We start from the raw sequence: 25,694 nt of genomic DNA on the forward strand, positions 1-25,694 counted from the left end.
CGCACTTTGAATCCAAGGAGAAAGTAATGACAACGCATCGCAGTGAAAAAGACTCGATGGGCGCAATCGACGTCCCGGCCGATAAACTTTGGGGCGCGCAGACCCAGCGCTCGCTTGAGCATTTCCGTATCTCAACGGAGAAAATGCCTGATGAATTGATCTATGCGCTGGCGCTGACCAAGCGCGCGGCGGCGAAGGTTAACCAGGACCTGGGCTTGCTGGCGGCGGACAAAGCGGACGCCATCATCGCTGCCGCAGATGAAGTCCTCGCCGGCAAGCATGCGCAGGAGTTTCCGTTAGCTATCTGGCAAACCGGCTCCGGTACCCAAAGCAACATGAATATGAACGAAGTGCTGGCAAACCGTGCGAGCGAGTTGCTTGGCGGCGAGCGCGGCATGGCGCGCAAAATTCATCCCAATGATGACGTCAATAAAAGCCAGAGCTCGAATGATGTTTTTCCAACAGCCATGCACGTCGCGGCGCTAATCGCGCTGCGCGAAAAGCTGATCCCGCAGCTACAGGCGCTGCGGGCCACGCTACAGGAAAAGTCGCTGGCCTTCGGTGACATTGTTAAAATTGGCCGCACTCACTTGCAGGACGCTACGCCGCTGACGTTAGGGCAGGAGATCTCCGGTTGGGTCGCGATGCTGGAACATAATCTCCGCCATATTGAACACAGCCTGCCGCATCTCGCTGAGCTGGCGCTGGGCGGTACGGCGGTTGGCACCGGCTTGAATACGCACCCGGAATATGCGGTGCGGGTGGCGGCGGAACTGGCGTCGCTTAGCGGACTGCCGTTCGTCACCGCGCCAAACAAATTTGAAGCGCTGGCCACCGTGGATGCGCTGGTTCATGCCCACGGCGCGCTGAAAGGGCTGGCGGCTTCGCTAATGAAAATCGCCAATGATGTGCGCTGGCTGGCCTCCGGGCCGCGCTGCGGCATCGGTGAGATCGCCATTCCGGAGAACGAACCAGGATCCTCCATTATGCCCGGCAAGGTCAACCCGACGCAGTGCGAAGCGTTGACCATGCTGTGCTGCCAGGTGATGGGGAACGACGTGGCGGTGAATATCGGCGGTGCGTCAGGGAACTTTGAGCTTAACGTCTATCGGCCAATGGTCATCCACAACTTCCTGCAGTCGGTACGCCTGCTGGCGGATGGCATGGAGAGCTTTAATGAGCACTGCGCGGTGGGCATTGAGCCGAACCGCGAGCGGATCGGCCAGTTGCTTAATGAGTCGCTGATGCTGGTGACCGCGCTCAATACCCATATCGGCTACGATAAAGCGGCGGAGATCGCCAAAAAAGCGCACCATGAAGGGCTGACGCTGAAAGCCGCGGCGTTGTCGCTTGGTTACCTGACGGAAGCCGAATTCGATAGCTGGGTGCGTCCGCAGGATATGGTTGGCAGCCTCGCTACTCGCTAGCCAGCCATAAATGCAGACGCGGGATCAGTAATCGTAACGACTGCGCCTGCGGCTTGTGGCGATACTGCACGTTATCAGCATCGTAATTTAAAAGTTCACCAAGATCCGGCACGCTTACCCCGTGGGTGCCGGAGATAAGCGCAATCAGCGGGCCGGGGCAGGCGTACTGCACCTGCTTCTGCTCGCCGGCATACCACACCCTGGCAATCGGCTGTACCTTGACCGGACGTTTGATTTTCAATTTTGCCCGCTGCGGCAGGGCGGCGATATCCTGGAATTCCCGTTCCAGCTTGCTTTGCCATTGTTCGCGGGTCCAGGGCGGCACCGCGCGCGGCGATTGCAGGCTCTTCTCTAACTGCATTAATACTTCATCGCGGGTCAGATTTTTAATCACATGCTTATTGGCCCAGCCGAAGCGGATGGTGCTGGGATCGCACAGCGGCGTCAGAGTACGATAGGCGCTAAGGGTAATCAGGCCGGGCAGGTGGCGGTGAACCCATTCGAAACGCGCGGCGGCCGGCAAACCGGAATCGACGGTGACGATTTTCTCAAACGCCGCTTTCAGCGCGTTAATGGCGCTGATTTTCTCCAGCAGCTCTGCCTGCTGTTGCGTATCAACCGCCAGGCAAATCGCCCCGGGGAGGCGTACCGCCGCCTTGCTGCTGCGGTTTTCCGATTGCTGCTGAATAAACAGATGGCTGTAGTGCCTGAGCGCCATCTCCAGCGCGCTTTGGCCGACGTGCTGCGTGACCTGAATGGTATCCAGCGGCGCGTGCTCCGCCTCTTTGCTCACCGCCGGCAATTCGAAAACCCGCGCCGCCAGTAGGCGACAGCGGCTCAGCGACGCTTTGAAGGATTGTAGCTCGCGCTCAAGCTCACGAAAGGTGTCATTTAAGCGCGCAACGAGGTCGTAGCTTGCCATGATTACCGCCTTAGTTACAACATACTGTTTGAATATAAACTATACGCAGGCCGTAACGCCTGCGCAAGTTCGGCTAAGCAGAAGTAAAAGCGGGAAGCTGGTGGTAAATAGGCCAGCTGAAAATGAACGCCGCGCCGCCGAGCGAGCTTTCGTCGCAGCGGACTTCTCCGGCCATCGCCTGAGCAATACTGTGTACGATGGCCAGCCCCAGGCCGCAGCCGCCGGTGGCGCGATCTCGACTGGGATCGAGACGGACAAACGGCTCGAATACCCGTTCGCGTTCCTCAAGGGCGATACCCGGGCCATCATCTTCCACGCGCAGCGTCGCCCGTGAACCGGCCAGCGACAGGCTGATAAGAATATGTTGATGGCTGTAGCGCAGGGCATTATTGACCAGATTATCCAGCACGCGCTCCATTAAACGCATATCCAGCGCACCGTAGTCGCCCGCCGTAAGCTGGCGCAACGCGACTTCACGCTGCGGATTGACCAGCTGAATATCCTCGACGTGCGCGCGGATCCAGGCCGGGAAATCCGGGGTGGTCAGGTTGAGTTCGTTCTGCGGGCGATCGAGGCGCGCGTAGGTGAGCAGTTCTTCAATCAGCGCTTCCAGTTGCCCGATATCGCGATTGAGAGCCTGCGACTCCGCCTCGGTCAGGTTTTCGCTCATCTCCAGGCGATAGCGCAGGCGCACCAGCGGCGTGCGCAATTCATGGGCGATACCGTCAATAAGCTGTTTTTTACTGGCTATCAGGGCGTTGATATTATCGGCCATCTGGTTAAAGGCCACGCCGAGTCGCTCGAAGCTCGACATGCTATCGAAATGAATGCGCTCGCTAAAATGGCCTTCGCCGAAGCGCTGTGCGGCGGTTTCGATTCGCAACATATCCTGCCAGTGCGGACGCATCCAGATAAACACCGGGAACGCCAGTGAAATAGCGATAAACGCCATCAGCGCGACGTCCAGCAGGCGCATCTCATGCAAAAAATAGAGATAGGGCACCGGGCCGACTGACAATACGTAATGGCTGCGCGGGATGCGTTGAATAAAGGTGTACTGATCGTCCAGCGCCACGATATCGCCCGCGCGCAGGTGCTGCATCGAGCTTTCCGAGAGCTTGAATTTGCTTAACGGTTCAATGTGCAGATCGAAAGAGAGGTTGAGGTCCAGCTCTTTCAGCGTGTTGCTCCAGTCGCGCGGGGGGATCTCGCGCAGTTCGCTGCGCATCAGATACAGCGAGCTTTTCATCAGATCGTCCAGCGACTGGCGTCCGGCGCGCTCGGCGGTGAATTTATACACCAGGCCGACCAGCATGGTCATGACCAGGAAGCAGACGAACAGCAAAAGGTAAAACTGCACAAACAGTTTTTTCATTAATCATCACCGGTCATTAACTGGGTTATCTCGCAACAAAAGATTCTACAGGAGAAGGATCCCGCTCGGCAAAGTTCTCACCGACGCGCCAGGCCGAATGACCGAGAGCCATTTTAAGCCGGCTGCCCGTCCTGTCACGTGCCAGCCTCTCTGTTAATTTAAGCGCCCCTTAAATGATGGAGAGCGCCAGATGACTAAGCCCGTGTATTTGCATACTGATAATGATGTTGAGATTTTAAAAACCTTCGATATGGTTCTGAGCCATATGCAGGCGATCGCCGACCCTTATCAGTGGAAGTGGGTGATTACCGGCTGGCACAGCATCCTGCAGAACGCGATGGTTTTGGCGTTATGTCAGGGCAATGACTTTCTGGTCTACCTGTTCGACGGTAAAGCGTCGACTCGCGCGATCTACGAGCAAATTTATAACGACGATTTTTCCAACATCGACAAGCTGCAGCTACCGTCCTTTATGACGCTATACCGTGCGACAAGGGAGAACAGCGGATTCGCACCCAGCGAAGACTGTACGGTGGCGGTGGACAAGCTTCACCAGCTGCGCAATGATTTCATTCACTATCATCCGCGAGGTTGGAGTCTACAGGTCGATGGTTTACCGCAGTGGATTCTTGCGAGCGGTGAATTACTGGATCATTTCCTTGCCAGCCGTGAGGTCGTACGCTGGTATGACGAAAACGATGAAAAGGCATTCAGAGAGAAATACGCTGAATTTCAAGACCGACTACACGGCGTGATGTCGGTCTATTCCTGACGCGGATTAATTATCCCAGGCATGCGGGGCGAACAAATAGCCTTTGTTGCGCACCGTCTTGATGCGGTAGGGCTCGGTGGCGTTGTCGAGCAGCTTTTTACGCAGGCGTGAAATGGCGACATCGACGCTGCGATCCATGCCGTCGTAGCTGACGCCGCGGAGATTTTTCAACAGCGCATCGCGATCCATAATCTGCCCGGCATGGGTCGCCAGCTCCCACAGCAGGTCAAAATCGGCGGTGGACAAAGCGACGTTGTCGCCGCCAAGCAGGACCTGACGGTTAACCGGGTCGATCGACAGTGAACCAAAGACAATGGCTTTATGCGGCGTCAGGGTTGCGGGAGCTGGCATCGACGGCGAAGCCACGTGCTGGCGCAGATGCAAACGTAAGCGGGCCAGCAGCACCGCAGGCGGGGTGGTTTTGAGGATATAATCACTGGCGCCCATCTCCAGCGACAGAATATGGTTCATATCGCTATCGAGCGAGGTCAGCAACACGATCGGACCCTGCCACTGGCTGCGCAGGTCGCGGCACAGCGTCATCCCGTCTTTGCCAGGCAGCATGATATCCAGCAGTACCAGATCGGGTTGTTCACGAGCAATAACCTCTTCGGCCCGGTCGCCGCGCGGCTCAACAACCACGTCCATATCATGCTTTCCCAGATAGGCGGCGATAAGCGCGCCAACTTCGGGCTCATCCTCAACAAAAACGATCTTATTCATATCTTACGCGTATAAATTAAAAAGCTAACATACACCGCCCGCAAATTGCCTGCCATTAATCTTTCATAAACAAATGTTCTTCCGTTATGCTGGTGGAAATTGTTGTTCAAATGTTAAGGCATAAAATGGGGCTGTTGATTAAAGCGCTGCTGGGAGCGCTGGTGGTGGTACTGATAGGCGTACTGTCAAAAACCAAAAATTACTATATTGCCGGTTTAATTCCGTTATTTCCGACCTTCGCGCTGATTGCCCATTATATCGTCGCCAGCGAGCGCGGCATTGAAGCGCTGCGCACGACTATTGTCTTCGGCATGTGGTCAATCATCCCGTATTTTATCTACTTACTTTCATTATGGTACTTCACTGGCGTAATGCGCCTGCCTTACGCGCTGGCAGGCGCGGTGATCTGCTGGAGTCTGGCGGCCTGGCTGCTCATCCTCGGCTGGAGCCGTTTCCACTAGCGCAGCGGTCGGCCGCCGTCGACAGCAAAAGAGCGGCCGGTCACATAGCAACTGGTGAACAGATAATCGATGAGGTCGATAATCTCTTTCTCACCCGGCGCGATTTTCATCAGCGATTTATCCAGCGCCTGTTTACGATATTCAGCGTCATCATGCTCGTTAAACATAATCAGCGATGGCGCGATGGCGTTGACCTTCACTTCCGGGGCCAGCTTACGGGCGAAAGAGCGGGTCATATTATCAAGCGCCGCTTTACTGGCGGCATAGGCGATATGCTTATCGCTGCCGCGTTCCACCACGTAGTCGGTAATGTGAATAATATCGCTGGCGGCGTGACCAAAACCACGCAGCAGGCTCTCCAGCGCATGGTTAAGCAGATAGGGCGCGTGGACGTGAATCTGCATCATCCGCGATATCACCGTGGATAACGGCACACCGGGTTTTTCCGCCATCCAATCACTGGCGTTATGAATAATCGCACGCAGCCCGCTGGTCTGCGCCTTCACCGCTTCCGCGAAGGTAAGAATACCGTCGTCGCTGCTGAAATCGGCCTGCAGACACACCGCGCCGGCTTCGCGCAGGGTGTCAATCGTAGGATAATGCTGGCGATAGCTGACGATCACCGGTTGCTGCTGGTTTAAAAAATGGTGTGCCAGAGCGAGGCCGATACGGCGGCCTGCTCCTGTGATCAGGACCGGACGAGGCTGTGGTTCAGCCATGGGTATCTCCTTTCAAGTTCAGCGGTAGGGCAACCGCTTACCCCACCAGCATCCACGTTGCCGGAACGGCGGCAACCAGCAAAAAACCAATTAATGCCATTTCACGGCGTTTGAGCATGCGATCGTGCTGGTGCGTACGGCGGGCGTACAGGAAAACCAGAAGACCCGGAGCGTAAAGTACCACCGACAATAACAAATGCACAGGACCGGACGCATACAATAACCATAAGCCATAAACGCACGCGCCGACACCCACGGCTTTATGTAACGGACGTACAGCAATCTTAAGCAGGAAAGCGCCAACGAGGAAATAGGGCACCAGAATCATTTCTGAGGCGATGGTTAGCAGGGTACCGTAGTCGGATCCGGTAAGCCAAATCAGCACCAGACAAATCTGCACGCTGATGTTGGTCAACCACAGCGAGGAAGAAGGCGCATTATTCTTATTGGTTTTGGCGAACAGGCGTGGGAACGCTTTATGCGTCGCCGCCAGATACGGCACTTCAGCGGCCATAATGGTCCAGCTTAAATAGGCGCCGCAGACGGAGATAATTAATCCCGCGGCGATTACTACTTCGCCCCATGACCCCATCATTTTGACCATCAGGCCTGCCATCGACGGGTTGCGCATTTCAGCCAGTTCCGGGCGGGCGACAACGCCCAGCGACAGCAGGGTGACCAGCAGATAAACCGCCAGCGCCGAGACCACCGCCAGCAGCGTTGCGCGGCCAACGTCGCGCTTGTGGCGCGCGCGAGCAGAGACTACTACTGCGCCCTCCACGCCGATAAATACCCACAGGGTGATCAGCATGGTGTTTTTCACCTGTTCCCATACCGGTACGCCGAGCGCGATACCGCTGAAGTCGAGGCGGAAAGTATCGAGCCGGAACGCGATAGCGGCCAGCGCCACAAATGCGCCGAGCGGCAACAGTTTAGCCAGCGTCGCCACCAGGTTAATGCCTGCCGCGGTCTGGACCCCACGCAGCACCAGAAAATGCACCACCCAGAGCAGCACTGACGCGCCGACGATCGCCTGCCAGGTGTTACCGTCGCCAAAAATACGCATCTCCGGCGTATCGGTGAAGAAACTCAGGGCGGAGAAGACGATAACCAGATAGGAGACGTTGGCAATCACCGCGCACAGCCAGTAGCCCCAGGCGGAACAGAAACCGATCAGTTCGCCAAAACCTTCACGGGCATAGGTAAAGATGCCGCCGTCCAGTTCCGGTCGGATTCGGGTCAGCAATAGCATGGCGAAAGCGAGGAATAAAATCCCGACGCCGGTGATAGCCCAGCCGATAAGCAGAGCGGATGGGCTGGCGACGGCAGCCATGTTTTGCGGCAAACTGAAAACGCCCGCGCCCAGCATGGAGCTGAGTACCAGTGCGGTCAGGGCGCTAAGGCCCAGTTTCTTTTCCATTGTATTCCCGAGGTGACAACAGTGAATCAAGAATATTTATTTGGCGAAATCGCATAAAAATGGAGGATTACGCTAAGGCGCGGGATTTTACGGAGTGTCTTGAACGCATGCAATGGCGGCGGGCGAAAAAATGTAAAAAGGCGACCCGATGTCGCCTTTTTGAGCAGCTGAAACCGATTACTTATACAGGTCGGCGCTAATGGTGATGTTACCGCCACGTTCCTGCCACTGGCGGGTGATGTGGTAGTATTTTGCCCCTTTCTTCGCCGCGCGTTTCGCGGTCTGATAGGAGATTTCCGTCATGTTGCCGTAGTTACCGGTGAATTTGATGCTATCAAACGGCACCATCTGCGCGGCGGTGATCTTGTTCACTTCTTCGACTTTAGTACCATTCGGCAGGGTGACAGTGTAACGTCCGCCTTTCGACGATTGGGTTTCGTAGAACAGGCCTACGCCGGTGCCGGCGCCGACGGCCGCAGAGGAGGCCACGCCTGGGATCTCGACATTTTTAGCCGCTTCGCCGCCTTTCGCCAGAGCGGCGCGACCGGCTTCGGAATCCGCTGGAATCGCATCAGGGCTCTGCAGTACGCGCTTCTGCGCATCCTTTTTATAGATATAAGCGGTGATGCGCTGGTTGCCGCCCTGGTTGGCGTCAACCTGACGGACGATGAAGAAGGCATACGCGCCTTTGGTTTTCGCCGCTTTGGCGATGGCGTCGTTGACTTCCGGCTGGCTGCGGTAGAAGCCCTGTACGGTCACGGTGTCATACGGCATCAGCGTGACGGCCTGGTCTTTCGGCAGTTCCATCACGCCGTTAATGATACGGTTTTTCGGGGTATCCGCCTGCGGGGCGTTTTCTTTATAGAAATCCGCCGTTACGCGCCAGTTGCCGCCGTTGCCGAAATCTGAGGTGTCGACAACATAAAAGGAAGCTGCGCCATCTTTATCCGCCTTGCGGGAAACCGCCTGTACGGCATCGCCAATCGCGTTAAAACGGCCAGTGACGACGACGCGGTCATAGGGCTTCAGCGCTGCCGCTTGCTCCGGAGTCAGCTCGGTCGCTGCATGGGCAGACAACGCGGTGGTAGCCAGAAGAGCAGACGCCAGGAGTGTGTTCTTAAGCTTCATAAAAATAATCCTTTGCCTTGCGCAAACCATGTACTGGTATTGTTGTTGACTGAAAACAGGTGATTATTGCATTTAAACAACGTAACTGTCTGCGTCATTTTTCACTTCCCGCCCGAATCGTTCGTTACAAAAATATAACAAATACTGATATGTTGAAAAAACAGCCCCTTGAACAGCAAAATCGATAATCAATATCACTTTTATAAGTTAACGTAATGTTAATGCAATGATACTGACGGTAATAAATGGCGAATTAATCCCTCAGGTAAGCGAATTATCAGGTTCTGGCATAAAATTAAGGCAAATATTGCTGCCTGACGCAGTCAGGACTAATTTTTCTCAATAAAATCAAAAATTCTGTTTTAACGATGTAGATCACAATCGGTATTTTCAGTAGGTTATAAAAAGTTTGTTACTGTTTCATTTTCCAGATGAATACCTGAGCGGCGTTTTTGCGCCGCCGCTGGCGCATTTGTGAAAAAAATAAACCATCATCAAAAACCGATGGAAGGGAAAACTATGCGAATTGGGATACCAAAAGAGAGCTTAGCTCAGGAAACCCGGGCCGCTGCGACGCCGAAGACGGTCGAGCAGCTGCTTAAGCTCGGGTTTAGCGTGGCGGTCGAGAGCGGGGCCGGGAAACTGGCGAGCTTCGACGATGAAGCCTTCGAACAGGCGGGCGCGGAAATCGTCAGCGCGGATAACGTCTGGCACTCCGACGTTATCCTCAAGGTTAACGCGCCGAACGATGCGGAGATTGCGAAGCTCAATCCGGGCACCACGCTGGTGAGTTTCATCTGGCCGGCGCAGAATCCGGATCTCATGGAAAAGCTGGCCGCTCGCGGTATCAACGTGATGGCGATGGACTCGGTGCCGCGTATTTCCCGCGCCCAGTCGTTAGATGCCCTGAGTTCGATGGCCAACATCGCCGGTTATCGCGCGATTGTCGAAGCGGCGCATGAATTCGGCCGTTTCTTCACCGGCCAGATCACCGCGGCGGGTAAAGTGCCGCCAGCAAAGGTGATGGTAATCGGCGCAGGCGTCGCCGGCCTTGCGGCGATCGGCGCGGCGAACAGCCTCGGCGCCATCGTCCGCGCCTTCGATACCCGTCCGGAGGTGAAAGAGCAGGTGCAGAGTATGGGCGCCGAGTTCCTTGAACTGGATTTTAAAGAAGAAGCGGGCAGCGGCGACGGTTACGCCAAAGTCATGTCTGAAGCCTTTATCAAAGCCGAGATGGCGCTGTTCGCCGCGCAGGCGAAAGATGTCGATATCATTGTCACTACGGCTTTAATCCCGGGTAAACCGGCGCCGAAGCTGATTACCCGCGAAATGGTTGACGCCATGAAGCCAGGCAGCGTGGTGGTCGATCTGGCGTCGCAAAACGGCGGCAACTGTGAATACACCGTGCCGGGCGAAGTCGTGACCACCGCCAACGGCGTGAAAATTATCGGCTATACCGACCTGCCGGGTCGTCTGCCGACGCAATCTTCTCAGCTCTACGGCACCAACCTGGTAAACCTGCTGAAGCTGCTGTGCAAGGAAAAAGACGGCAATATCACCATCGATTTCGACGATGTAGTGGTGCGCGGCGTCACAGTGGTCCGCGAGGGCGAAATTACCTGGCCGGCGCCGCCGATTCAGGTATCCGCGCAGCCGCAGGCGGCGGCGAAAACCGTCGAAGCGCCAAAAGAAGAGGCTAAACCAGCTTCGCCGTGGCGTAAATACGCGCTGATGGCGCTGGCGATTATCCTCTTTGGCTGGCTGGCGAACGTCGCGCCGAAAGAGTTTCTGGGTCACTTTACCGTCTTCGCGCTCTCCTGCGTAGTCGGTTACTACGTGGTGTGGAACGTGTCGCACGCGCTGCACACGCCGCTCATGTCGGTAACCAACGCCATTTCAGGGATTATTGTCGTTGGGGCATTGCTGCAGATAGGGCACGGCGGCTGGGTCAGCTTCCTCAGCTTTATCGCGGTGTTGATCGCCAGCATTAATATTTTTGGTGGTTTCACCGTCACTCAGCGCATGCTGAAAATGTTCCGCAAAAACTAAGGGGTAGCACATGTCTGGAGGATTAGTTACAGCTGCATACATTGTTGCCGCTATTCTGTTTATCTTTAGCCTTGCGGGGCTGTCAAAGCACGAAACGTCGAAGCAGGGGAACCTGTACGGCATCGCCGGGATGGCGATTGCGCTGATTGCCACCATCTTCGGGCCGGACAGCGGTAACGTCGGTTGGATCATCGTGGCGATGGTTATCGGCGGCGCGATCGGTATTCGTCTGGCGAAGAAAGTCGAAATGACCGAGATGCCGGAGCTGGTGGCGGTGCTGCATAGCTTCGTTGGTCTGGCGGCGGTGCTGGTCGGCTTCAACAGTTATCTCGACCATGGCCCGGGCCTCGATCAGGTGCTGGCGAATATTCACCTGACTGAAGTGTTTCTCGGCATCTTTATCGGCGCCGTGACCTTCACCGGCTCGATCGTTGCTTTTGGTAAGCTGCGCGGCAAAATTTCGTCAAAACCGCTGATGTTGCCGAATCGCCACAAGCTGAACCTGGCGGCGTTAGTCATCTCTTTCCTGCTGCTGGTGGCCTTCGTGCGTACTGACAGCACCGGAACGCAGGTACTATGCCTGCTGGTGATGACCATTATCGCGCTGGCGTTCGGCTGGCACCTGGTGGCGTCTATCGGCGGCGCGGATATGCCGGTGGTGGTATCGATGCTGAACTCGTACTCCGGTTGGGCGGCGGCGGCGGCGGGCTTCATGCTCAGCAATGACCTTCTGATCGTGACCGGCGCGCTGGTCGGTTCTTCCGGTGCCATCCTCTCCTACATTATGTGTAAGGCGATGAACCGTTCGTTTATCAGCGTTATCGCCGGCGGTTTCGGCACCGATGGCGGCAGTTCCAGCGACGATGAAGAAGTTGGCGAGCATCGTGAAATCAGCGCCGAAGAGACGGCTGAAATGCTGAAAAACTCGCATTCCGTGATCATCACGCCGGGCTACGGGATGGCGGTGGCACAGGCGCAGTATCCGGTGGCGGAAATCACTGAGAAGCTGCGTGCGCGCGGTATCAAGGTGCGCTTCGGTATCCACCCGGTCGCCGGACGACTGCCGGGGCACATGAACGTGCTGCTGGCGGAAGCGAAGGTTCCGTACGATGTGGTGCTGGAAATGGATGAAATTAACGATGATTTCGCCGATACCGATACTGTACTGGTGATTGGCGCGAACGACACGGTGAACCCGGCGGCGCAGGACGATCCGAAGAGCCCGATCGCCGGTATGCCGGTGCTGGAAGTGTGGAAGGCGCAAAACGTGGTGGTCTTTAAACGGTCGATGAACACCGGCTATGCAGGCGTGCAGAACCCGCTGTTCTTCAAAGAGAACACCCACATGCTGTTTGGCGACGCTAAAGCCAGCGTGGATGCCATTCTGAAAGCGCTGTAATAGCGCAACGCTCTAAGCCGTCTCTGTTGAGACGGCTTTTTTATATAGACAGCGAAACCATGATTTGCTCATAAAGTGAACGGCGATGGGTGTTATACTATGCCTGTTTTTTCACCACACTGAGGATATTATGGATACCGAGTTAACCCCCACGCAGATGGCCATCGAGTACCTGCGCCGCGATACCGCTGTTATGACCCCCGCGCAGTACCTGAAGAAGCTCAAACTCCTCGAGCTCGAGTTTGCCGATCTGATGTCGCTTTCGTCGATGGAACTAAAAGAAGAGATCGACCTGGCCTGGCGTTTAGGTATCCACTAACGCATTCTCTAAGCTTGTTAAATTAGCGTTGATATCCGGGGCCGTATGGCCCTTTTTCTTTTTTAGCGGGCCGACAAAAATATCCCCCGACGGGCGGGGGATGTTAGATATAATTTCAAACCTCATGAGACGCCGTTAGTCGTCGTCTTCATCGTCCAGTTCAACCGGGGTTTGATAAGCTTCCGGTTTCAGTACCAGCAGGTCGCAGCGCAGGTGGTCGATAACCTGTTCCGCGGTATTGCCGAGAAACGCGGCAGAAATACCGGTGCGGCCAACGGTGCCCAGCACCACAATCCCGGCCTGCAGATGTTCAGCTAAATCAGGGATAACCTCTTCCGGCAGCCCTTTCTCTACGTGGGTGCGGTTTTCATCGATGCTGAATTTCTGGCGCAGCGCTTTCATAGCCAGCAGATGCTGGCCGCGAATCGCATCGTTATAGATGCTCGGGTCAAAATCAGGTAATTCAATGGCGATGTTGATAGGCGTCACCGGATAGGCGCCAACCAGATGTACTTCGGTATGGTTAACCTGATCGGCGAGGGCGATGGTCTCCCGCACCAGTTTTTCATTGAGGGCGTTGTGATAGTTCTCTTCACTGGCCAGATTAACCGCCACCAGCGCTTTACCGCCTTCCGGCCACGGTTGATCTTTAACCATCCATACCGGGCATGGACATTTGCGCAGCAGGTGCCAGTCGGTCGGGGTGAAGATGACGGCTTCGAGTTTGTCGTGCTGATGGGCCATTTTCAGCAGCAGGTCGTGTTTATCGCTGATGATTTCCTGAATGATGGCTTCAAAGGGGCGGTTGTGCCACACCACTTTGATATCGATTGGCACCCCGGATTCAATGTAAAACTTGGCCTGTTCACGGATCCAGGCGCTGCGTTGGCTAATCACGCCCTGGCGCATCGCCGTCCGCTCGTCGGGCGACAGCAGGGTGGTCATTTCATAGGAAAAATCATAGATCGGCAAAAAGGCTTTGATGCGTCCACCAATCCGTTGGTGCAGATACACCGCGCGCCGTAATGCAGGCTGGTCGTCCTGGTTAGGGTCGATTACTACCAGCATGTTCTGATACTTCGCCATACAGGGTCTCCTTACAGCTGTAGCTACAGTCAGTCATTAAAAAGATAACCTATATGGATGAATTGAAACAGGGGATGACCCTGGCCAGATCAACAAATTAGAAAAAAATGTCGATCCGGCACAAGGTAGAAGAAAGTATAGCGGAGATAAATCAGGCGACGTTGCGCGCCTGGCCTGCCAGTTGCGCCAGCAGATCGCTGTTTTCGATGGTGATATATTTCCCTTTCACCGCCAGCATACCGCTTTTCTGGAAACGACCGAGCAGGCGGCTAATGGTTTCTACCGTCAGGCCCAGATAGTTGCCGATGTCGCCACGCGTCATGGTCAGGCGGAACTCACGCGGTGAGAAGCCGCGCTGCGCGAAACGGCGGGATAGGTTGTAGATAAAGGCCGCCAGCCGTTCTTCTGCGTTCTTTTTGGAAAGCAGCAGGATCATGTCCTGATCGCCTTTGATCTCGCCGCTCATCAGGCGCATCATCTGCTGACGCAGGTTCGGCATTTTACCGGAAAGATCATCCAGCGTTTCGAACGGAATTTCGCAAACCATTGAGGTTTCCAGCGCCTGCGCAAAGCTTGGGTGCAGGGCGGTGCCAATGGCGTCAAAACCGACCAAATCACCCGCCAGGTGGAAGCCGGTAATCTGCTCATCGCCTTGTTCGGTGATGGTGTAGCTTTTGATGGTCCCTGAACGGATAGCGTACAGCGACTTCAGCTCATCACCCGCTTTGAACAGGGTTTGCCCTTTCTGAATAGGCTTCTTACGCTCGATGATATTATCAAGCTGATCCAGCTCATGTTCGTTCAAAGTAAAGGGGATGCAGAGCTGGCTAATGCTGCAATCCTGACAATGGATTGCACAACCACCAGACTGAATGCGTCGTATAATTCGCTTTTCCGGGATCATATGTCTGCTCAAGCTTTAATTGATATTGGTCAATTTTAACATCTTTTTGAGGAGCAAGTAAGTCTCGAAACCCGGAAAGACGCAATATTAGAAGGGGAAATATACCTTTCACCCTATCTCTTTGATAACAAGCAATTTATTAAGCGATCAATTATTGTAAAGTTACCTGTAATTTCCAAAAAAGGCATTATCTGTTAAAGCAGCAAATAGCCTTCATGGCGCAATAACCACTCTTTGCGCTGTACGCCCCCGGCGTAGCCGGTCATGGTGCCGTTACGGCCAATCACCCGATGGCAGGGAACCACAATGCTGACCGGATTGGAACCGTTTGCCGCGCCGACCGCACGGGCCGCGCCTGGGCGGCCGAGAGCCTCGGCTAACTGACCGTAGTGCATGACTTGCCCGCAGGGAATCGTGCGCAGCGCTTGCCAGACCTGACGTTGAAACGGCGTCCCGCCGGTGGCGGTCGGCAGGGTATCGATAATCGCGAGATCGCCGTCGAAGTATTGCCGCAGCTTCGCGCTCAGCCCGCCCGGATCGCGCGCATCAAGACGTTCATAACCCTCATGGCGGTAGTGGATGTCGAGCAGTTGCTCCATACGGTCACGGTGCTGATCCCACTCCACGGCGCGCAGGTTAAATTGTTCATCGCAAATGACCCACAACGGCCCCAGCGGGGTATCGATTTTATCTTGCAGTAGCGTCAGCATCGGTCTTCCTTCTACGAGGTTATTTCGGCAAGAGCACACCATATCATGACGTGCGCTCTGCCAACTATACCTCCGAAAGGTCAGCAAATAATGAAAGGCTGTACTATTAATTTATAAATACGAATCGCAGTCATTTAAATTCCGTCATTCGATTGCCCAATCGCAAATTGCCGGAATAATGGGACGGGGAGCAATGTTTATTTTTGCATTAACTAGCAGGCGCGGCAGAAAGAGCATTTTGCTACCTTTGTCTGGCGGCGAATTCCCCTGTGCGGAGGAGCGTTCAGTTCAAATCTCTATGCAGTTTGTCATACGTACGCGAATTAGCGTGAACTGGCTAATTCACCGGGAGGCACCCGGCGTCGCAGATAAATATACAGGCATTCCTTGAGTCAATTATTTTTCCAGCGCTTTGGCGCTGGTTTTTTTTAACCAACAGAAAGGTGGCGATATGCAATACATATTAACGGGAGTTGTTGTGTTGATTATCAGTGGGTTAGCTATCAATTTGCTGTCGTTGGCCATCGAAAGTCTGTGTAAAACGCTCCTGAACCGCACCACAATTCGTTAACACACGCAGGCCCTCCCTGGCCTGTCGCTGCGTTAGGGTAAACGGGGATAGATGCCGGGACCTATCGGCAGTCCGACAAAATACCAGCCCACCAGCAGCAGTAGCCAGACGGCTAAGAAAATGAGTGGGTAGGGTAATACCAGCGAATAGTAGGTGCCCAGTTTGGCATCGGGCCGGTAGCGCTGTAAAAAGCCGAGAAACAGCGGCACAAACGGCGATACCGGCGCGAGCGGCAGCACGGAAGAGTCAGCGATTCGGAACAGGATCTGCGCAAACGCCGGGTGAAAGCCCAGCAGCATAAACATTGGTACAAAAATGGGCGCCAGAATCGACCAGATAGCCGAACCGCTGGCGATAAACATACACAAAAACGCCGACAGTAGCGCCAGGCCGACAAACGCCGGCACCCCATTCATCCCGGCGCTCTCCAGCACATCGGTCAGACCAACGGCCATGAATTTCCCCATGTTGCTCCAGTTAAACATGGCGACAAACTGGGCCAGCGGGAAGACCATCACGATAAATCCGGCCATCTCCTTCATCGGCTCGATCATTAACTGCGGCAGGTCAGCCTGACGGCGAATTTTGCCGGTGGCGATGCCGTAAGCTAAAGACACGACAAAGAAAAAAAAGATAATCAGCGGCACAATGCCTTTAATAAAGGGCGAGGGCATCACGGTATGCTTGATGGGATCGCGCAGAATGCCGTTGTCCGGCACCACCATCAGCGCGATAACCGCCACAAACAACAGCGCCGCGATACCGGCAATGCGCAGCCCGAAGCGTTGTTCCGCCGTCAGCGTCTGTAGGGTTTCATCGCTCTTACCCTGCCACTTTCCTAACCGCGGCTCGACCAGTTTATCGGTAATCAATCCGCCGACCAGAGTAAGTACGATGACTGAGGTAGCCATGAAGTACCAGTTGTCGATGACGCTAACATGCAGCGAGGCATCGAGCGTTTTCGCCGCTTCGGTACTGATACCGGAGAGCAATACGTCGGTGGTGACAATGAGTAAATTTGCCGTGAATCCGCAGCCAACGCCGGCGATTGCCGCCAGTAACCCCGCCACTGGATGACGACCGACGGCGAGAAACATCAACGCCCCTAGCGGCGGCATAATGACCAGCGCCGCGTCGGAAGAGATATGGCTGAAAAAGGCGATAAATAGCACCATATAACTGGCGTAACGCGCGCTAACGTGCGATGACATCTTGACCATCAGTGATGGCAGCAGGCCGACGCGTTCGGCAAAACCGGCGCCGAGCACCAGCGCCAGAATCGCCCCCAGCGGCGCGAAGCCGCTAAAGTTTTTAATCACGTTTGGCAGAAACCAGTGCAGCCCTTCCACGCTGAGCAGATTCTTTACCACCACTCGCGAACCGTCGGTGGGGTTCTGTACGCCGACGTTTAGCGCCGACAAGATGGCGGTAGCGGCCATCAGCGCCACTATCAGATAGATAAACAGCAAAAATGGATGCGGAACCTTATTACCTATTTTCTCAACCCAGCCATACAGCTTACCGGTGGGGGAATGCGACGGTATGGATGACATACTCATGGGCGTTCCTCAGTTGTCGTTGTTGTGTTGGTTGCGGCATGCCTCAGGGGTTGTCAGCTGTTATTTTTATTGGCGATTGCCCTCACGCTGTACGTTATCCCAGAGGCTAATTTTTCTTATTTTAAAATTGATGGTACGACGTCACGCGGGATCGGGCACTGGTATGGGCTTACCGCCAGTACCTGAGCCAGTTCCTGCTGGCTTGCTTCGAGCAACGGCCTGTCGCTGAACAAACGAATCGCCGTTGCTCCCAGTATCTTACCCGCCAGCAGCATCCCTTTATGGGCGATGGAGGTTTTTCCCTGGCTTACCAGTTGCCAGCTGTGCAGCGGCGTACCGATGGCGAAGCAGGGGCTAAAACACTGGGCCACCGGCGCTTTCCAGCTCACGTCGCCGACGTCGGTAGAGCCGGCCAGCACGTTTTCCGTCGCCGCCCACGGCGCGACTTCATCGATCAGCACCGTGTCGTGATGGCGGCGGGCAAACGCTTTTCCTTCTTCACCGCTGGTGCCGGCAATATTCTTCAGGCTGTTCTGTATATCGTTCACGCCGAGCGTGGAGCGAATATCCGCTGCGAAAGCGCGCTCTTCGTTACTCCATTGCGGCGTACCGTAATGACATACGGCCTGATACATTGCCGCTTCCAGCGTGCGATTGGGGAGATAGCTGGAACAGGCTTTTTCAAAACGACAGCTGACGCTGGTTTCGGTCATCAGCGCGGCGCCCTGAGCAATTTTCTCAATACGGGCAAAGATTTGCTGCACGTCGGCCATTTCCGGAGCGCGAATCAAATACAGCACTTCAGCCTGCGCCTGCACCACGTTGGGCGACACGCCGCCGGTATCCGTAATGGCGTAGTGCACACGCGCTTTCTCGATAATATGCTCATTGAGGAAGTTACTGCCGGTGGTCATCAGCGTGACGGCGTCCAACGCGCTACGCCCAAGATGCGGTGAGTTTGCGGCGTGGGCAGCGGTTCCGGTAAAGCGCCACGCCGCCTGAATATTGGCCAGCGTGCTGGTGCTGAACATCCCGGCCCAGGCTTCCGGATGCCAGGTGAGGGCGGCGTCGATATCATCGAATAGTCCCTCGCGCACCATAAAAGTTTTACCCGAGCCGCCTTCTTCACCCGGGCAACCATAAAAGCGCAGGGTGCCCGAGCCGCCATGCTGCTGCAGCCACTGTTTCGCAGCGACAGCAGCGGCGAACGCTGCGGTGCCAAGTAGATTATGCCCACAGCCGTGGCCATTTTCCCCCGGCGTCGCGGATGTTGGTTCAGCACTGTGCGCCTGTTGGCTGAGTCCTGCCAGCGCATCAAACTCGCCGAGCAGGGCGATGACCGGTTTACCCTCGCCAAAGCTGGCGATAAACGCATTGGGGATTCCACCAGCGTGACGGCTTAGTTGAAAACCTTCCGCTTCCAGCGCGTCGGCCAACCGCGCGGCGGACCAGAATTCCTGGAATCGGGTTTCCGGATGGTCCCAGATATCATCGGCAATAGCGCAAAAATCGTCGCGTCGCGATTCAATGATGTCATCAACAAATTGATAGCTCTTTTCCATCACACACCTCGCTGCCAGGGAAAGTTGAGCGCGATGCGCGCCAGCGTCTCGACCGCGATGGTCATGACCCTTTCGTCGAAATCAAATTTCTCATTGTGATGTCCGGCGCTCAGTTCAGTACCGAAAATCATGTATGAAGCCAGTCCGCCGCGCTCCTGTACCCGCGCCATCATCAAAGTGGCATCTTCGGATCCCGCCGGCGCAGCAATATGATCCACCGCCTCTATCACACCTGGCACCTGTGCTGCCTGCTCACGCAGGTATTGCACCCACGCCGGAGAGGGGGCGCTGGAGGTCGCCGCGCCCATGAGCCGTAGTTCATAGCGGGCTTCATACATCGCTGCGGCGCCGGCAATCACGTTTTGCGCCCGCTCAAACACATACTGGTTGATAGCTTCCGTCTCGCCGCGGGTTTCCACTTTTATCAGCGCGGAAGAAGGGACCACGTTGCGCCCGGTGCCGGCCTGCATAACACCGACGTTAACCCGCGAGGCGCCGGCGCTGTGCGGCGCGATGGCGTGCAGGGCGAGGGAGGCCTGCGCGGCGGCCAGTAGCGCGTTGCGCCCATCTTCCGGTTTGCCGCCGGCGTGAGCGGCGACGCCCTCGAATTGCACGTCGAATTTGGTGGTCGCCATAAAGTTGTCACCGCCGCAGACCACAGTACCGCTGGGGACGCCGGTGCCGATATGAATGGCGGTGAAGTAGTCCACGTCATCGAGTACTCCCGCCGCCACCATCGCGCGCGCGCCGCGGGTACCTTCTTCGGCAGGCTGGAAAATCAGCTTGATGATCCCGTTGAGCCGATCGGCATACTGCTGTAGCACATGCGCTAAACCCAGCCCAATGGCGGTATGGCCGTCATGGCCGCAGGCGTGCATCATCCCGGCGTTGCAGGAGGCGAAACCCGCGCGATGCGGGCGATGGCAATCGTCGTGTTGTTCGTTAAGATCGAGCGCGTCCATATCGACGCGAAACGCCAGCGTCGGGCCGGGGCGGCCGGTGTCCAGGGTGGCTACGACGCCGGCGAATCCGCCTTCAAAAGCCGGTAGCCAACGTTCCGGCGCTCCCTGTTCGCGGGCGCGCTGGAATGCCTGTGCCAGGGTGGCGTCGTCGGGCAGCCCCATTCGGCTGTCGGCATCGATAACGTCGCGCCCGAGCGCCAGTTGGTAACCGAGTCCGTCTAAGATCTCGGCAACGTTGCTGGCGGTACGAAATTCCAGCCATCCGGACTCCGCGTGCAGGTGAAAATCACGACGCCATTGCGTCATTTCCGGCGCCAGTTGGCTGATGAATTCATGAAGTTGCGGCATAACCCTTCCTGTCATATTAAAAAAGTGTGACGGCGTTCACGAAGTGATAGCTTTTGCTTATCACATACGCCTTTCATGCAATCTCACCCTTAACCTGCCACAGCATGTTCGATTACAGTAGATGTCATTTTCTTCTGTCTGATAAAAAATGGTTATCACCTAAAGCATGTCATTTCAGATTAAATTTCATCAAATTCGCGCTTTCGTTGAGGTTGCCCGCGAGGGGAGTATTCGCGGCGCCAGCCGGGCGCTGGCGATCTCGCAGCCTGCGTTGACCAAGGCGATTAAAGAGCTGGAAGAGGGGCTTTCCGCCCAACTGTTTGTCCGCCGCAGCCAGGGGGTGGCGCTGACGGAAAACGGCGAAAGTTTTTATCAACATGCGAGCCTGATCCTTGAAGAGCTGCGGGCGGCGCAGGATGAACTGCTGCAGCGTCAGGGCGAGCAGGCCGGGCAGATTAATATTGGTCTCGGCGCCAGCGTCGCCCGTTCGCTGATGCCATCGGTGATCTGCCGCTTTCATCAGCAGCATCCGTTGGTGAAGGTGCGGATCATGGAAGGGCAACTTCTGGCGATGATTAATGAACTGCGTCAGGGTGAGCTTGATTTCACTATCAACACCTATTATCCCGGCCCGTACGATCATGAATTCAGCTTTGAAAAACTGTTTGAGAAACCATTCGCGGTATTCGCCCGCGCCGGACATCCGGCGGCGCGCGCCACTTTCCTGACTGAATTGCTCGATCACCACTGGACGATGCCAACGCCGCGCGGTAGCTACTTTAAACAACTGCAGGAGATGTTTAACCAGGCCGGGCTGGCGCCCAAGGTCGATATCGTGTGTGAAACCTTCTCTTCGTGCATCAGTCTGGTGGTGAAGAGCGATTTCCTCAGCATTCTGCCGGTAGAGCTCGGAAACGATCCGATGATGGCGGATAAACTGGTGATGATTCCCATACGTGAAACGTTGCCCAGGGCAACCTACTACCTGATTCAGCGGCGCGATACGCGACCAACGCCGTTAACGGCTTCGTTAATCACCTTGTTTCGTCGTCAAAGCCGTCAATTGTTTCCTTAAAAATCCTGCGTGGGGCTATTTGCCGGCAGTGGCGGCTAAACGCGTTGAGGGGGAGGCGCGAGGCGGCTATAGTAGCAGGCGATAGCCGCTGGAGGAGAGACCATGAACCTTGACGACAAATCCCTGTTTCTTGACGCCATGGAGGATGTCCAGCCTCTGAAACGCAATAATGACGTACACTGGCACCGTGAGCGCAACGTGCGCGCCCCGCAGCGTGTCGATACCCTGCAGCTCGATAATTATCTGACCACCGGCTACCTCGATATTGTGCCGCTCGCCGTGCCGCTGGAGTTCAAACGGGAAGGGCTGCAAAGCGGAGTGCTGGAAAAGCTGCGGCGCGGAAAATACAGCCAGCAGGCAAGTCTGTCGCTCCTGCGCCAGCCGGTCGAACAGTGTCGGCAAATGCTGTTCGCCTTCGTGATACAGGCGCAAAAAGAGGGGCTGCGTAATTTACTTATCATCCACGGCAAAGGCCGTGATGACCAGGCCCACGCCAATATTATTCGCAGCTACCTGGCGCGCTGGCTGCCAGAGTTGCCCGAGGTACAGGCGTTTTGCGCCGCGCTACCGCACCACGGCGGCAGCGGCGCTTGTTACGTGGCGCTGCGTAAATCCGAACAGGCTAAGCAGGAGAACTGGGAGCTACACGCCAAACGCAGCCGCTAGCGCAGCAGCAGCGTTAGCTCGCGGGCGGCTTTTTGTAATTCCGGCAGCACCCGATCCAGCATTTCGCGGGTCGACATCTGGCCCGCGTGAACCCCGACGTTCAGCGCCGCTTCCACCTGTCCTTGCGGGTTATATAGCGGCACTGCCAGCGAACGCAGCCCCATTTCCAGTTCCTGATCGTTTAACGCATATCCCTGCTGATACACGCGTTTTAGCTCCGCGCGCAGCTTATTTACCGAATCTACCGTCTGCGGGGTGTAGCGAATCATCGTCACCCGGCTCAGCATGTCGTTTAGCCGTTCCTCCGGCTGATGGCTTAACAGCACGCGGCCCATGGAGGTCGCCCACGCCGGCAGGCGGCTGCCGATATCAAGATCGATCGTCATAATTCGCGAACTGGAGGCGCGGGCGATATACAGGATATCGTCGCCATCGAGGGTGGCGATTGAGCAGGATTCATTGAGCATTTCGCTCAGATGCTTGAGCACTGGCTGCGCCGAGCGCGCCAGCGGCGTTGAGGCCAGCCAGGCGTGACCGAGGGCAAGGATCCGTGGACGCAGCTGGAAATTCTTACCGTCTTCGGCGTAGACGAATCCCAGTTTGCTTAAGGTATACAGGCAGCGCCGTACCGCCGCGCGAGGAATGCCGGTTTTCTGGCTGATCTGCGAAATCGACAGCACCGGGCGCTGCGGGGTAAAAGCCTGAATCACTTCCAGCCCCCGCGCCAGCGACGCCATAAAGTTCGGGTCGCCCTTAAACGGATCGCCGTCGCCCGCCACTACATCATCTGGATGCTTGTCCATTTTGTTCTCCGTATTTGCCATCGATCACATTCTTTCGCTAAAGATATACGATGTTCGATTATCGCACCATATTTCGATTATCGCCCTTGACCAGCATCGTTAAGCGGGTCACATTTTGTGCGAACAACGCATATAAGTGCGATTACCGCACGTTAAGGAGCGACCTGATGATTGATAAAAGCGTGTCGACGCTGAGTGAGGCCATTGCCGGGATCCACGACGGCGCGACCATCATGATTGGCGGTTTTGGCCCCGCCGGGCAGCCGACGTATCTGATTGATGCCCTGATTGAACAGGGCGCCCGCGACCTAACCATTATTAATAACAACGCGGGTAATGGCGAAGTGGGGCTGGCGGCGCTGCTCAAAGCCGGGCGGGTGCGCAAAATGATCTGCTCATTCCCGCGCCAGGTTGATTCACAAGTTTTTGATGACCTCTATCGCCGCGGTAAGGTTGAGCTGGAACTGGTGCCGCAGGGCAATCTGGCGGCGCGGATCCAGGCCGCTGGCGCGGGGCTCGGCGCGGTCTTTACCCCGACCGGCTACGGCACGCCGCTGGCGGAAGGCAAAGAAACCCGGGAAATAGATGGCCGCCATTATGTGCTTGAGTATCCAATTAAAGCCGATTTTGCTCTTATTAAAGCCCATCAGGGCGACCGATGGGGCAACCTGGTCTACCGCAAAGCGGCGCGCAACTTCGGCCCGATTATGGCGACCGCCGCCAAAACCACCATTGTTGAAGTCTCGCAGCTGGTCGCCCTTGGCGAACTCGACCCGGAAAACATCATCACCCCGGGGATTTTCGTCCAGCGCGTATTCTCGCTGGAAAATCTGTCCGTCGCGCAAAGCGCCTGAGGAGCCGAACATGCAAAAACTGACTCGTGACGAAATGGCCCAGCGCGTCGCCCGCGATATTCCGGAAGGCGCTTACGTCAACCTCGGTATTGGCCTGCCGACCCGCATCGCCAACTATCTACCTGCCGATAAAGAGGTGTTCCTGCACAGTGAAAACGGGCTACTGGGAATGGGGCCGAAGCCGCAGCCCGGCGAAGAGGATCCAGAACTGATCAACGCGGGTAAAGAGTATGTCACCTTGCTGCAGGGCGGCTGTTTTTTCCACCATGGCGACTCCTTCGCCATGATGCGCGGCGGACATCTGGATATCTGCGTGCTGGGCGCCTACCAGGTTTCCGCCAGCGGCGATCTCGCTAACTGGAGCACCGGCGCGCCGGATTCGATCCCGGCGGTTGGAGGGGCGATGGATTTGGCTATCGGCGCCCGCCAGGTGTTTGTGATGATGGACCATCTGACCCGCGATGGCGAATGCAAACTGGTCGAGCAGTGCAGCTACCCGCTAACCGGCGTCGGCTGCGTCAGCCGTATCTATACCGATCTGGCGGTCATCGATATTACCGACCGCGGCCCGGTGGTACGCGAAATCTTTAATGGCCTCTCCTTTGAAGAGCTACAGCGCATCACTCCGGTGGCGCTGACTTTTGAACAACTGGCGGAAAGCGCGTAAGGAACCTATGATGAATCAGGCATTTATCTGTGATGCGGTGCGTACGCCGTTTGGCCGTTTTGGCGGCGCATTATCCAGTATGCGCGCCGACGATTTGGCGGCGCTGCCGCTGAAAGCGCTGCTGGAGCGTAACCCGGGACTCGATCCGGCGCTGATCGATGATGTGATCTACGGCTGCGCCAACCAGGCCGGAGAAGATAACCGTAACGTGGCGCGCATGGCGCTGTTGCTGGCCGGGCTGCCGCAGAGCGTTCCCGGCAGCACGATTAACCGCCTCTGTGGTTCCAGTCTCGATGCGATCGGCGTCGCGGCGCGGGCGATTAAAAGCGGCGAAACTCAACTGATGATCGCCGGTGGGGTGGAGAGTATGTCGCGCGCGCCGTTTGTGATGGGCAAAGCCGAGAGCGCCTTTAGCCGCTCGATGCAGATGGAAGATACCACCATCGGCTGGCGCTTTATTAACCCGCAGATGAAAGCGCTGTACGGCGTGCACTCGATGCCGGAAACTGCGGAAAACGTCGCCGATGAGTTTGCCATTTCTCGCGCTGACCAGGACGCTTTTGCGCTACGCAGTCAGTTACGTACCGCGGCGGCGCAGGAAGCGGGGCGTTTCGCCGATGAACTGATCGCCGTATCGGTGCCGCAGCGCAAAGGTGAGCCGCTGCGTTTCAGCCGCGATGAACATCCGCGCAGCACCTCGCTGGAGGCGCTGGCTAAACTGCGCGGCGTGGTCCGCGCCGATGGCAGCGTTACCGCCGGTAACGCCTCCGGTGTTAACGACGGCGCCTGTGCGCTGTTGTTGGCAAGTGAACAGGCGATGTCGGCGAATGATTTACAGCCGCTAGCGCGGGTTGTCGGCGTGGCGACGGCGGGGGTGGCGCCGCGGATTATGGGCTTCGGCCCGGCGCCGGCGGTGCGCAAAGTGTTAGCGCAAACCGGGCTGAAGCTGGCGCAGATGGATGTCATCGAACTGAATGAGGCTTTTGCCGCGCAGGCGCTGGCGGTTACCCGTGATTTAGGCCTGCCGGATGATGCTGCCCACGTTAACCCCAACGGCGGGGCCATTGCGCTGGGTCATCCGCTGGGGGCTTCCGGCGGACGTCTGGCGATGACCGCCGCTTATCAGCTGAAGCGTACCGGCGGCCGCTATGCGCTGTGCACCATGTGTATCGGCGTGGGCCAGGGGATTGCGCTGATTATTGAACGCGTTTAA

General features: G+C 56.3%; 24 protein-coding genes. 11 read left to right on the forward strand and 13 right to left on the reverse strand.

All coding sequences use genetic code 11. The annotated features are described in order from the left end of the window. The first annotated feature begins 26 nt into the window (after positions 1–26). The gene (gene fumC / locus ABLU86_RS09405) at positions 27–1,427 is read left to right on the forward strand and encodes a class II fumarate hydratase (RefSeq protein WP_139397549.1); all 1,401 of its coding nucleotides are present in this window, start codon (positions 27–29) and stop codon (positions 1,425–1,427) included. Here the strand turns inward: fumC and tus are convergent. After that, positions 1,417–2,349, reverse strand: coding sequence for a DNA replication terminus site-binding protein (gene tus, locus ABLU86_RS09410; RefSeq protein ID WP_139397547.1), 933 nt, complete (start codon positions 2,347–2,349; stop codon positions 1,417–1,419). The genes fumC and tus overlap by 11 nt on opposite strands. 73 nt (positions 2,350–2,422) lie before the next feature. Continuing rightward, positions 2,423–3,724, reverse strand: coding sequence for a two-component system sensor histidine kinase RstB (gene rstB, locus ABLU86_RS09415; RefSeq protein WP_151085013.1), 1,302 nt, complete (start codon positions 3,722–3,724; stop codon positions 2,423–2,425). A gap of 190 nt (positions 3,725–3,914) precedes the next feature. On the opposite strand from rstB, the gene ABLU86_RS09420 reads away from it, so the two are divergent. Further along, positions 3,915–4,496 (forward strand): hypothetical protein, encoded by a 582-nt coding sequence (locus ABLU86_RS09420; protein ID WP_213759231.1) that lies wholly within the window; start codon positions 3,915–3,917, stop codon positions 4,494–4,496. 6 nt (positions 4,497–4,502) lie between these two features. Here the strand turns inward: ABLU86_RS09420 and rstA are convergent, their stop codons facing one another. Next, positions 4,503–5,219 carry a two-component system response regulator RstA gene (gene rstA / locus ABLU86_RS09425; RefSeq protein ID WP_032707933.1) on the reverse strand — a complete coding sequence of 239 codons (717 nt, stop codon included), beginning with the start codon at positions 5,217–5,219 and terminating at the stop codon, positions 4,503–4,505. A 125-nt stretch (positions 5,220–5,344) separates the two neighbouring features. On the opposite strand from rstA, the gene ABLU86_RS09430 reads away from it, so the two are divergent. Next, positions 5,345–5,680, forward strand: a complete 336-nt coding sequence (locus ABLU86_RS09430; RefSeq protein ID WP_015366825.1) for a GlpM family protein — start codon at positions 5,345–5,347, stop codon at positions 5,678–5,680. Here the strand turns inward: ABLU86_RS09430 and folM are convergent. From folM to ydgH, 3 genes are all read right to left on the reverse strand, one after another. Then, a complete protein-coding gene (gene folM / locus ABLU86_RS09435) occupies positions 5,677–6,399 on the reverse strand; it encodes a dihydromonapterin reductase (protein WP_348796095.1) in 723 nt (240 codons plus the stop codon). The two genes, ABLU86_RS09430 and folM, sit on opposite strands and share 4 nt — an antisense overlap. Positions 6,400–6,436: 37 nt before the next feature. Then, positions 6,437–7,819, reverse strand: a complete 1,383-nt coding sequence (locus tag ABLU86_RS09440) for an amino acid permease (protein ID WP_015366823.1) — start codon at positions 7,817–7,819, stop codon at positions 6,437–6,439. A gap of 177 nt (positions 7,820–7,996) precedes the next feature. Further along, positions 7,997–8,947, reverse strand: coding sequence for a DUF1471 family protein YdgH (gene ydgH, locus ABLU86_RS09445; RefSeq protein WP_348796094.1), 951 nt, complete (start codon positions 8,945–8,947; stop codon positions 7,997–7,999). A 519-nt stretch (positions 8,948–9,466) separates the two neighbouring features. Between ydgH and pntA the strand changes: the two genes are divergently transcribed. From pntA to ABLU86_RS09460, 3 genes are all read left to right on the forward strand, one after another. After that, positions 9,467–10,996 (forward strand): Re/Si-specific NAD(P)(+) transhydrogenase subunit alpha, encoded by a 1,530-nt coding sequence (pntA, locus tag ABLU86_RS09450; protein ID WP_032705737.1) that lies wholly within the window; start codon positions 9,467–9,469, stop codon positions 10,994–10,996. Positions 10,997–11,006: 10 nt separating this feature from the next. Next, a complete protein-coding gene (pntB, locus tag ABLU86_RS09455; RefSeq protein WP_047036426.1) occupies positions 11,007–12,395 on the forward strand; it encodes a Re/Si-specific NAD(P)(+) transhydrogenase subunit beta in 1,389 nt (462 codons plus the stop codon). A 130-nt stretch (positions 12,396–12,525) separates the two neighbouring features. Continuing rightward, positions 12,526–12,714, forward strand: coding sequence for a YdiH family protein (locus tag ABLU86_RS09460; RefSeq protein WP_015366818.1), 189 nt, complete (start codon positions 12,526–12,528; stop codon positions 12,712–12,714). 135 nt (positions 12,715–12,849) lie between these two features. Here ABLU86_RS09460 and uspE read toward each other — a convergent pair whose 3' ends face one another. From uspE to ABLU86_RS09490, 6 genes are all read right to left on the reverse strand, one after another. Continuing rightward, a complete protein-coding gene (uspE, locus tag ABLU86_RS09465; protein ID WP_015366817.1) occupies positions 12,850–13,800 on the reverse strand; it encodes a universal stress protein UspE in 951 nt (316 codons plus the stop codon). 151 nt (positions 13,801–13,951) lie between these two features. Then, a complete protein-coding gene (gene fnr, locus ABLU86_RS09470; protein ID WP_004862555.1) occupies positions 13,952–14,704 on the reverse strand; it encodes a fumarate/nitrate reduction transcriptional regulator Fnr in 753 nt (250 codons plus the stop codon). A gap of 194 nt (positions 14,705–14,898) precedes the next feature. Further along, on the reverse strand, positions 14,899–15,414 hold the full coding sequence (ogt, locus tag ABLU86_RS09475; protein WP_015366816.1) for a methylated-DNA--[protein]-cysteine S-methyltransferase: 516 nt from the start codon (positions 15,412–15,414) through the stop codon (positions 14,899–14,901). A gap of 603 nt (positions 15,415–16,017) precedes the next feature. Continuing rightward, positions 16,018–17,544, reverse strand: coding sequence for a p-aminobenzoyl-glutamate transporter (gene abgT / locus ABLU86_RS09480; protein WP_348796093.1), 1,527 nt, complete (start codon positions 17,542–17,544; stop codon positions 16,018–16,020). Positions 17,545–17,660: 116 nt separating this feature from the next. Further along, the gene (locus ABLU86_RS09485; protein ID WP_348796092.1) at positions 17,661–19,106 is read right to left on the reverse strand and encodes a M20 family metallopeptidase; all 1,446 of its coding nucleotides are present in this window, start codon (positions 19,104–19,106) and stop codon (positions 17,661–17,663) included. Further along, entirely contained in the window at positions 19,106–20,416 is a 1,311-nt protein-coding gene (locus ABLU86_RS09490) for a M20 family metallo-hydrolase (protein ID WP_348796091.1), read from the reverse strand. Before ABLU86_RS09490 ends, ABLU86_RS09485 begins: the two co-directional genes overlap by 1 nt. A 166-nt stretch (positions 20,417–20,582) precedes the next feature. Between ABLU86_RS09490 and ABLU86_RS09495 the strand changes: the two genes are divergently transcribed. Continuing rightward, the gene (locus ABLU86_RS09495) at positions 20,583–21,491 is read left to right on the forward strand and encodes a LysR family transcriptional regulator (protein WP_348796090.1); all 909 of its coding nucleotides are present in this window, start codon (positions 20,583–20,585) and stop codon (positions 21,489–21,491) included. Between the two features lie 102 nt (positions 21,492–21,593). Further along, the gene (gene smrA / locus ABLU86_RS09500) at positions 21,594–22,157 is read left to right on the forward strand and encodes a DNA endonuclease SmrA (RefSeq protein ID WP_348796089.1); all 564 of its coding nucleotides are present in this window, start codon (positions 21,594–21,596) and stop codon (positions 22,155–22,157) included. Here the strand turns inward: smrA and ABLU86_RS09505 are convergent. After that, on the reverse strand, positions 22,154–22,960 hold the full coding sequence (locus ABLU86_RS09505) for an IclR family transcriptional regulator C-terminal domain-containing protein (protein WP_047036430.1): 807 nt from the start codon (positions 22,958–22,960) through the stop codon (positions 22,154–22,156). The genes smrA and ABLU86_RS09505 overlap by 4 nt on opposite strands. Positions 22,961–23,127: 167 nt before the next feature. Here ABLU86_RS09505 and ABLU86_RS09510 point away from each other — a divergent pair, with 167 nt between their 5' ends. Genes ABLU86_RS09510 through pcaF form a run of 3 tightly spaced genes read left to right on the forward strand, consistent with a single transcriptional unit; the run spans position 23,128 to position 25,694 of the window. Continuing rightward, on the forward strand, positions 23,128–23,814 hold the full coding sequence (locus tag ABLU86_RS09510; RefSeq protein ID WP_032711547.1) for a 3-oxoacid CoA-transferase subunit A: 687 nt from the start codon (positions 23,128–23,130) through the stop codon (positions 23,812–23,814). A gap of 10 nt (positions 23,815–23,824) precedes the next feature. Next, a complete protein-coding gene (locus ABLU86_RS09515) occupies positions 23,825–24,481 on the forward strand; it encodes a 3-oxoacid CoA-transferase subunit B (protein WP_015705262.1) in 657 nt (218 codons plus the stop codon). Between the two features lie 10 nt (positions 24,482–24,491). Next, the gene (gene pcaF / locus ABLU86_RS09520; protein ID WP_116328540.1) at positions 24,492–25,694 is read left to right on the forward strand and encodes a 3-oxoadipyl-CoA thiolase; all 1,203 of its coding nucleotides are present in this window, start codon (positions 24,492–24,494) and stop codon (positions 25,692–25,694) included.

It is taken from the genome of Klebsiella sp. JN_Kp121 (assembly GCF_040062145.1).
GTDB lineage: Bacteria > Pseudomonadota > Gammaproteobacteria > Enterobacterales > Enterobacteriaceae > Klebsiella > Klebsiella aerogenes.

Bases quoted from the DNA above. Each gene is read 5' to 3' on its own strand.
- smrA (WP_348796089.1), top strand. From the start codon at position 21,594: ATGAACCTTGACGACAAATCCCTGTTTCTTGACGCCATGGAGGATGTC.
- ABLU86_RS09430 (WP_015366825.1), top strand. From the start codon at position 5,345: ATGGGGCTGTTGATTAAAGCGCTGCTGGGAGCGCTGGTGGTGGTACTG.
- abgT (WP_348796093.1), bottom strand. From the start codon at position 17,544: ATGAGTATGTCATCCATACCGTCGCATTCCCCCACCGGTAAGCTGTAT.
- fumC (WP_139397549.1), top strand. From the start codon at position 27: ATGACAACGCATCGCAGTGAAAAAGACTCGATGGGCGCAATCGACGTC.
- pntA (WP_032705737.1), top strand. From the start codon at position 9,467: ATGCGAATTGGGATACCAAAAGAGAGCTTAGCTCAGGAAACCCGGGCC.
- tus (WP_139397547.1), bottom strand. From the start codon at position 2,349: ATGGCAAGCTACGACCTCGTTGCGCGCTTAAATGACACCTTTCGTGAG.
- pntB (WP_047036426.1), top strand. From the start codon at position 11,007: ATGTCTGGAGGATTAGTTACAGCTGCATACATTGTTGCCGCTATTCTG.
- ABLU86_RS09460 (WP_015366818.1), top strand. From the start codon at position 12,526: ATGGATACCGAGTTAACCCCCACGCAGATGGCCATCGAGTACCTGCGC.
- ydgH (WP_348796094.1), bottom strand. From the start codon at position 8,947: ATGAAGCTTAAGAACACACTCCTGGCGTCTGCTCTTCTGGCTACCACC.
- ABLU86_RS09505 (WP_047036430.1), bottom strand. From the start codon at position 22,960: ATGGACAAGCATCCAGATGATGTAGTGGCGGGCGACGGCGATCCGTTT.
- fnr (WP_004862555.1), bottom strand. From the start codon at position 14,704: ATGATCCCGGAAAAGCGAATTATACGACGCATTCAGTCTGGTGGTTGT.
- ABLU86_RS09420 (WP_213759231.1), top strand. From the start codon at position 3,915: ATGACTAAGCCCGTGTATTTGCATACTGATAATGATGTTGAGATTTTA.
- ABLU86_RS09485 (WP_348796092.1), bottom strand. From the start codon at position 19,106: ATGGAAAAGAGCTATCAATTTGTTGATGACATCATTGAATCGCGACGC.
- rstA (WP_032707933.1), bottom strand. From the start codon at position 5,219: ATGAATAAGATCGTTTTTGTTGAGGATGAGCCCGAAGTTGGCGCGCTT.
- ABLU86_RS09440 (WP_015366823.1), bottom strand. From the start codon at position 7,819: ATGGAAAAGAAACTGGGCCTTAGCGCCCTGACCGCACTGGTACTCAGC.
- folM (WP_348796095.1), bottom strand. From the start codon at position 6,399: ATGGCTGAACCACAGCCTCGTCCGGTCCTGATCACAGGAGCAGGCCGC.
- ABLU86_RS09510 (WP_032711547.1), top strand. From the start codon at position 23,128: ATGATTGATAAAAGCGTGTCGACGCTGAGTGAGGCCATTGCCGGGATC.
- uspE (WP_015366817.1), bottom strand. From the start codon at position 13,800: ATGGCGAAGTATCAGAACATGCTGGTAGTAATCGACCCTAACCAGGAC.
- pcaF (WP_116328540.1), top strand. From the start codon at position 24,492: ATGAATCAGGCATTTATCTGTGATGCGGTGCGTACGCCGTTTGGCCGT.
- ABLU86_RS09495 (WP_348796090.1), top strand. From the start codon at position 20,583: ATGTCATTTCAGATTAAATTTCATCAAATTCGCGCTTTCGTTGAGGTT.
- ABLU86_RS09515 (WP_015705262.1), top strand. From the start codon at position 23,825: ATGCAAAAACTGACTCGTGACGAAATGGCCCAGCGCGTCGCCCGCGAT.
- ogt (WP_015366816.1), bottom strand. From the start codon at position 15,414: ATGCTGACGCTACTGCAAGATAAAATCGATACCCCGCTGGGGCCGTTG.
- ABLU86_RS09490 (WP_348796091.1), bottom strand. From the start codon at position 20,416: ATGCCGCAACTTCATGAATTCATCAGCCAACTGGCGCCGGAAATGACG.
- rstB (WP_151085013.1), bottom strand. From the start codon at position 3,724: ATGAAAAAACTGTTTGTGCAGTTTTACCTTTTGCTGTTCGTCTGCTTC.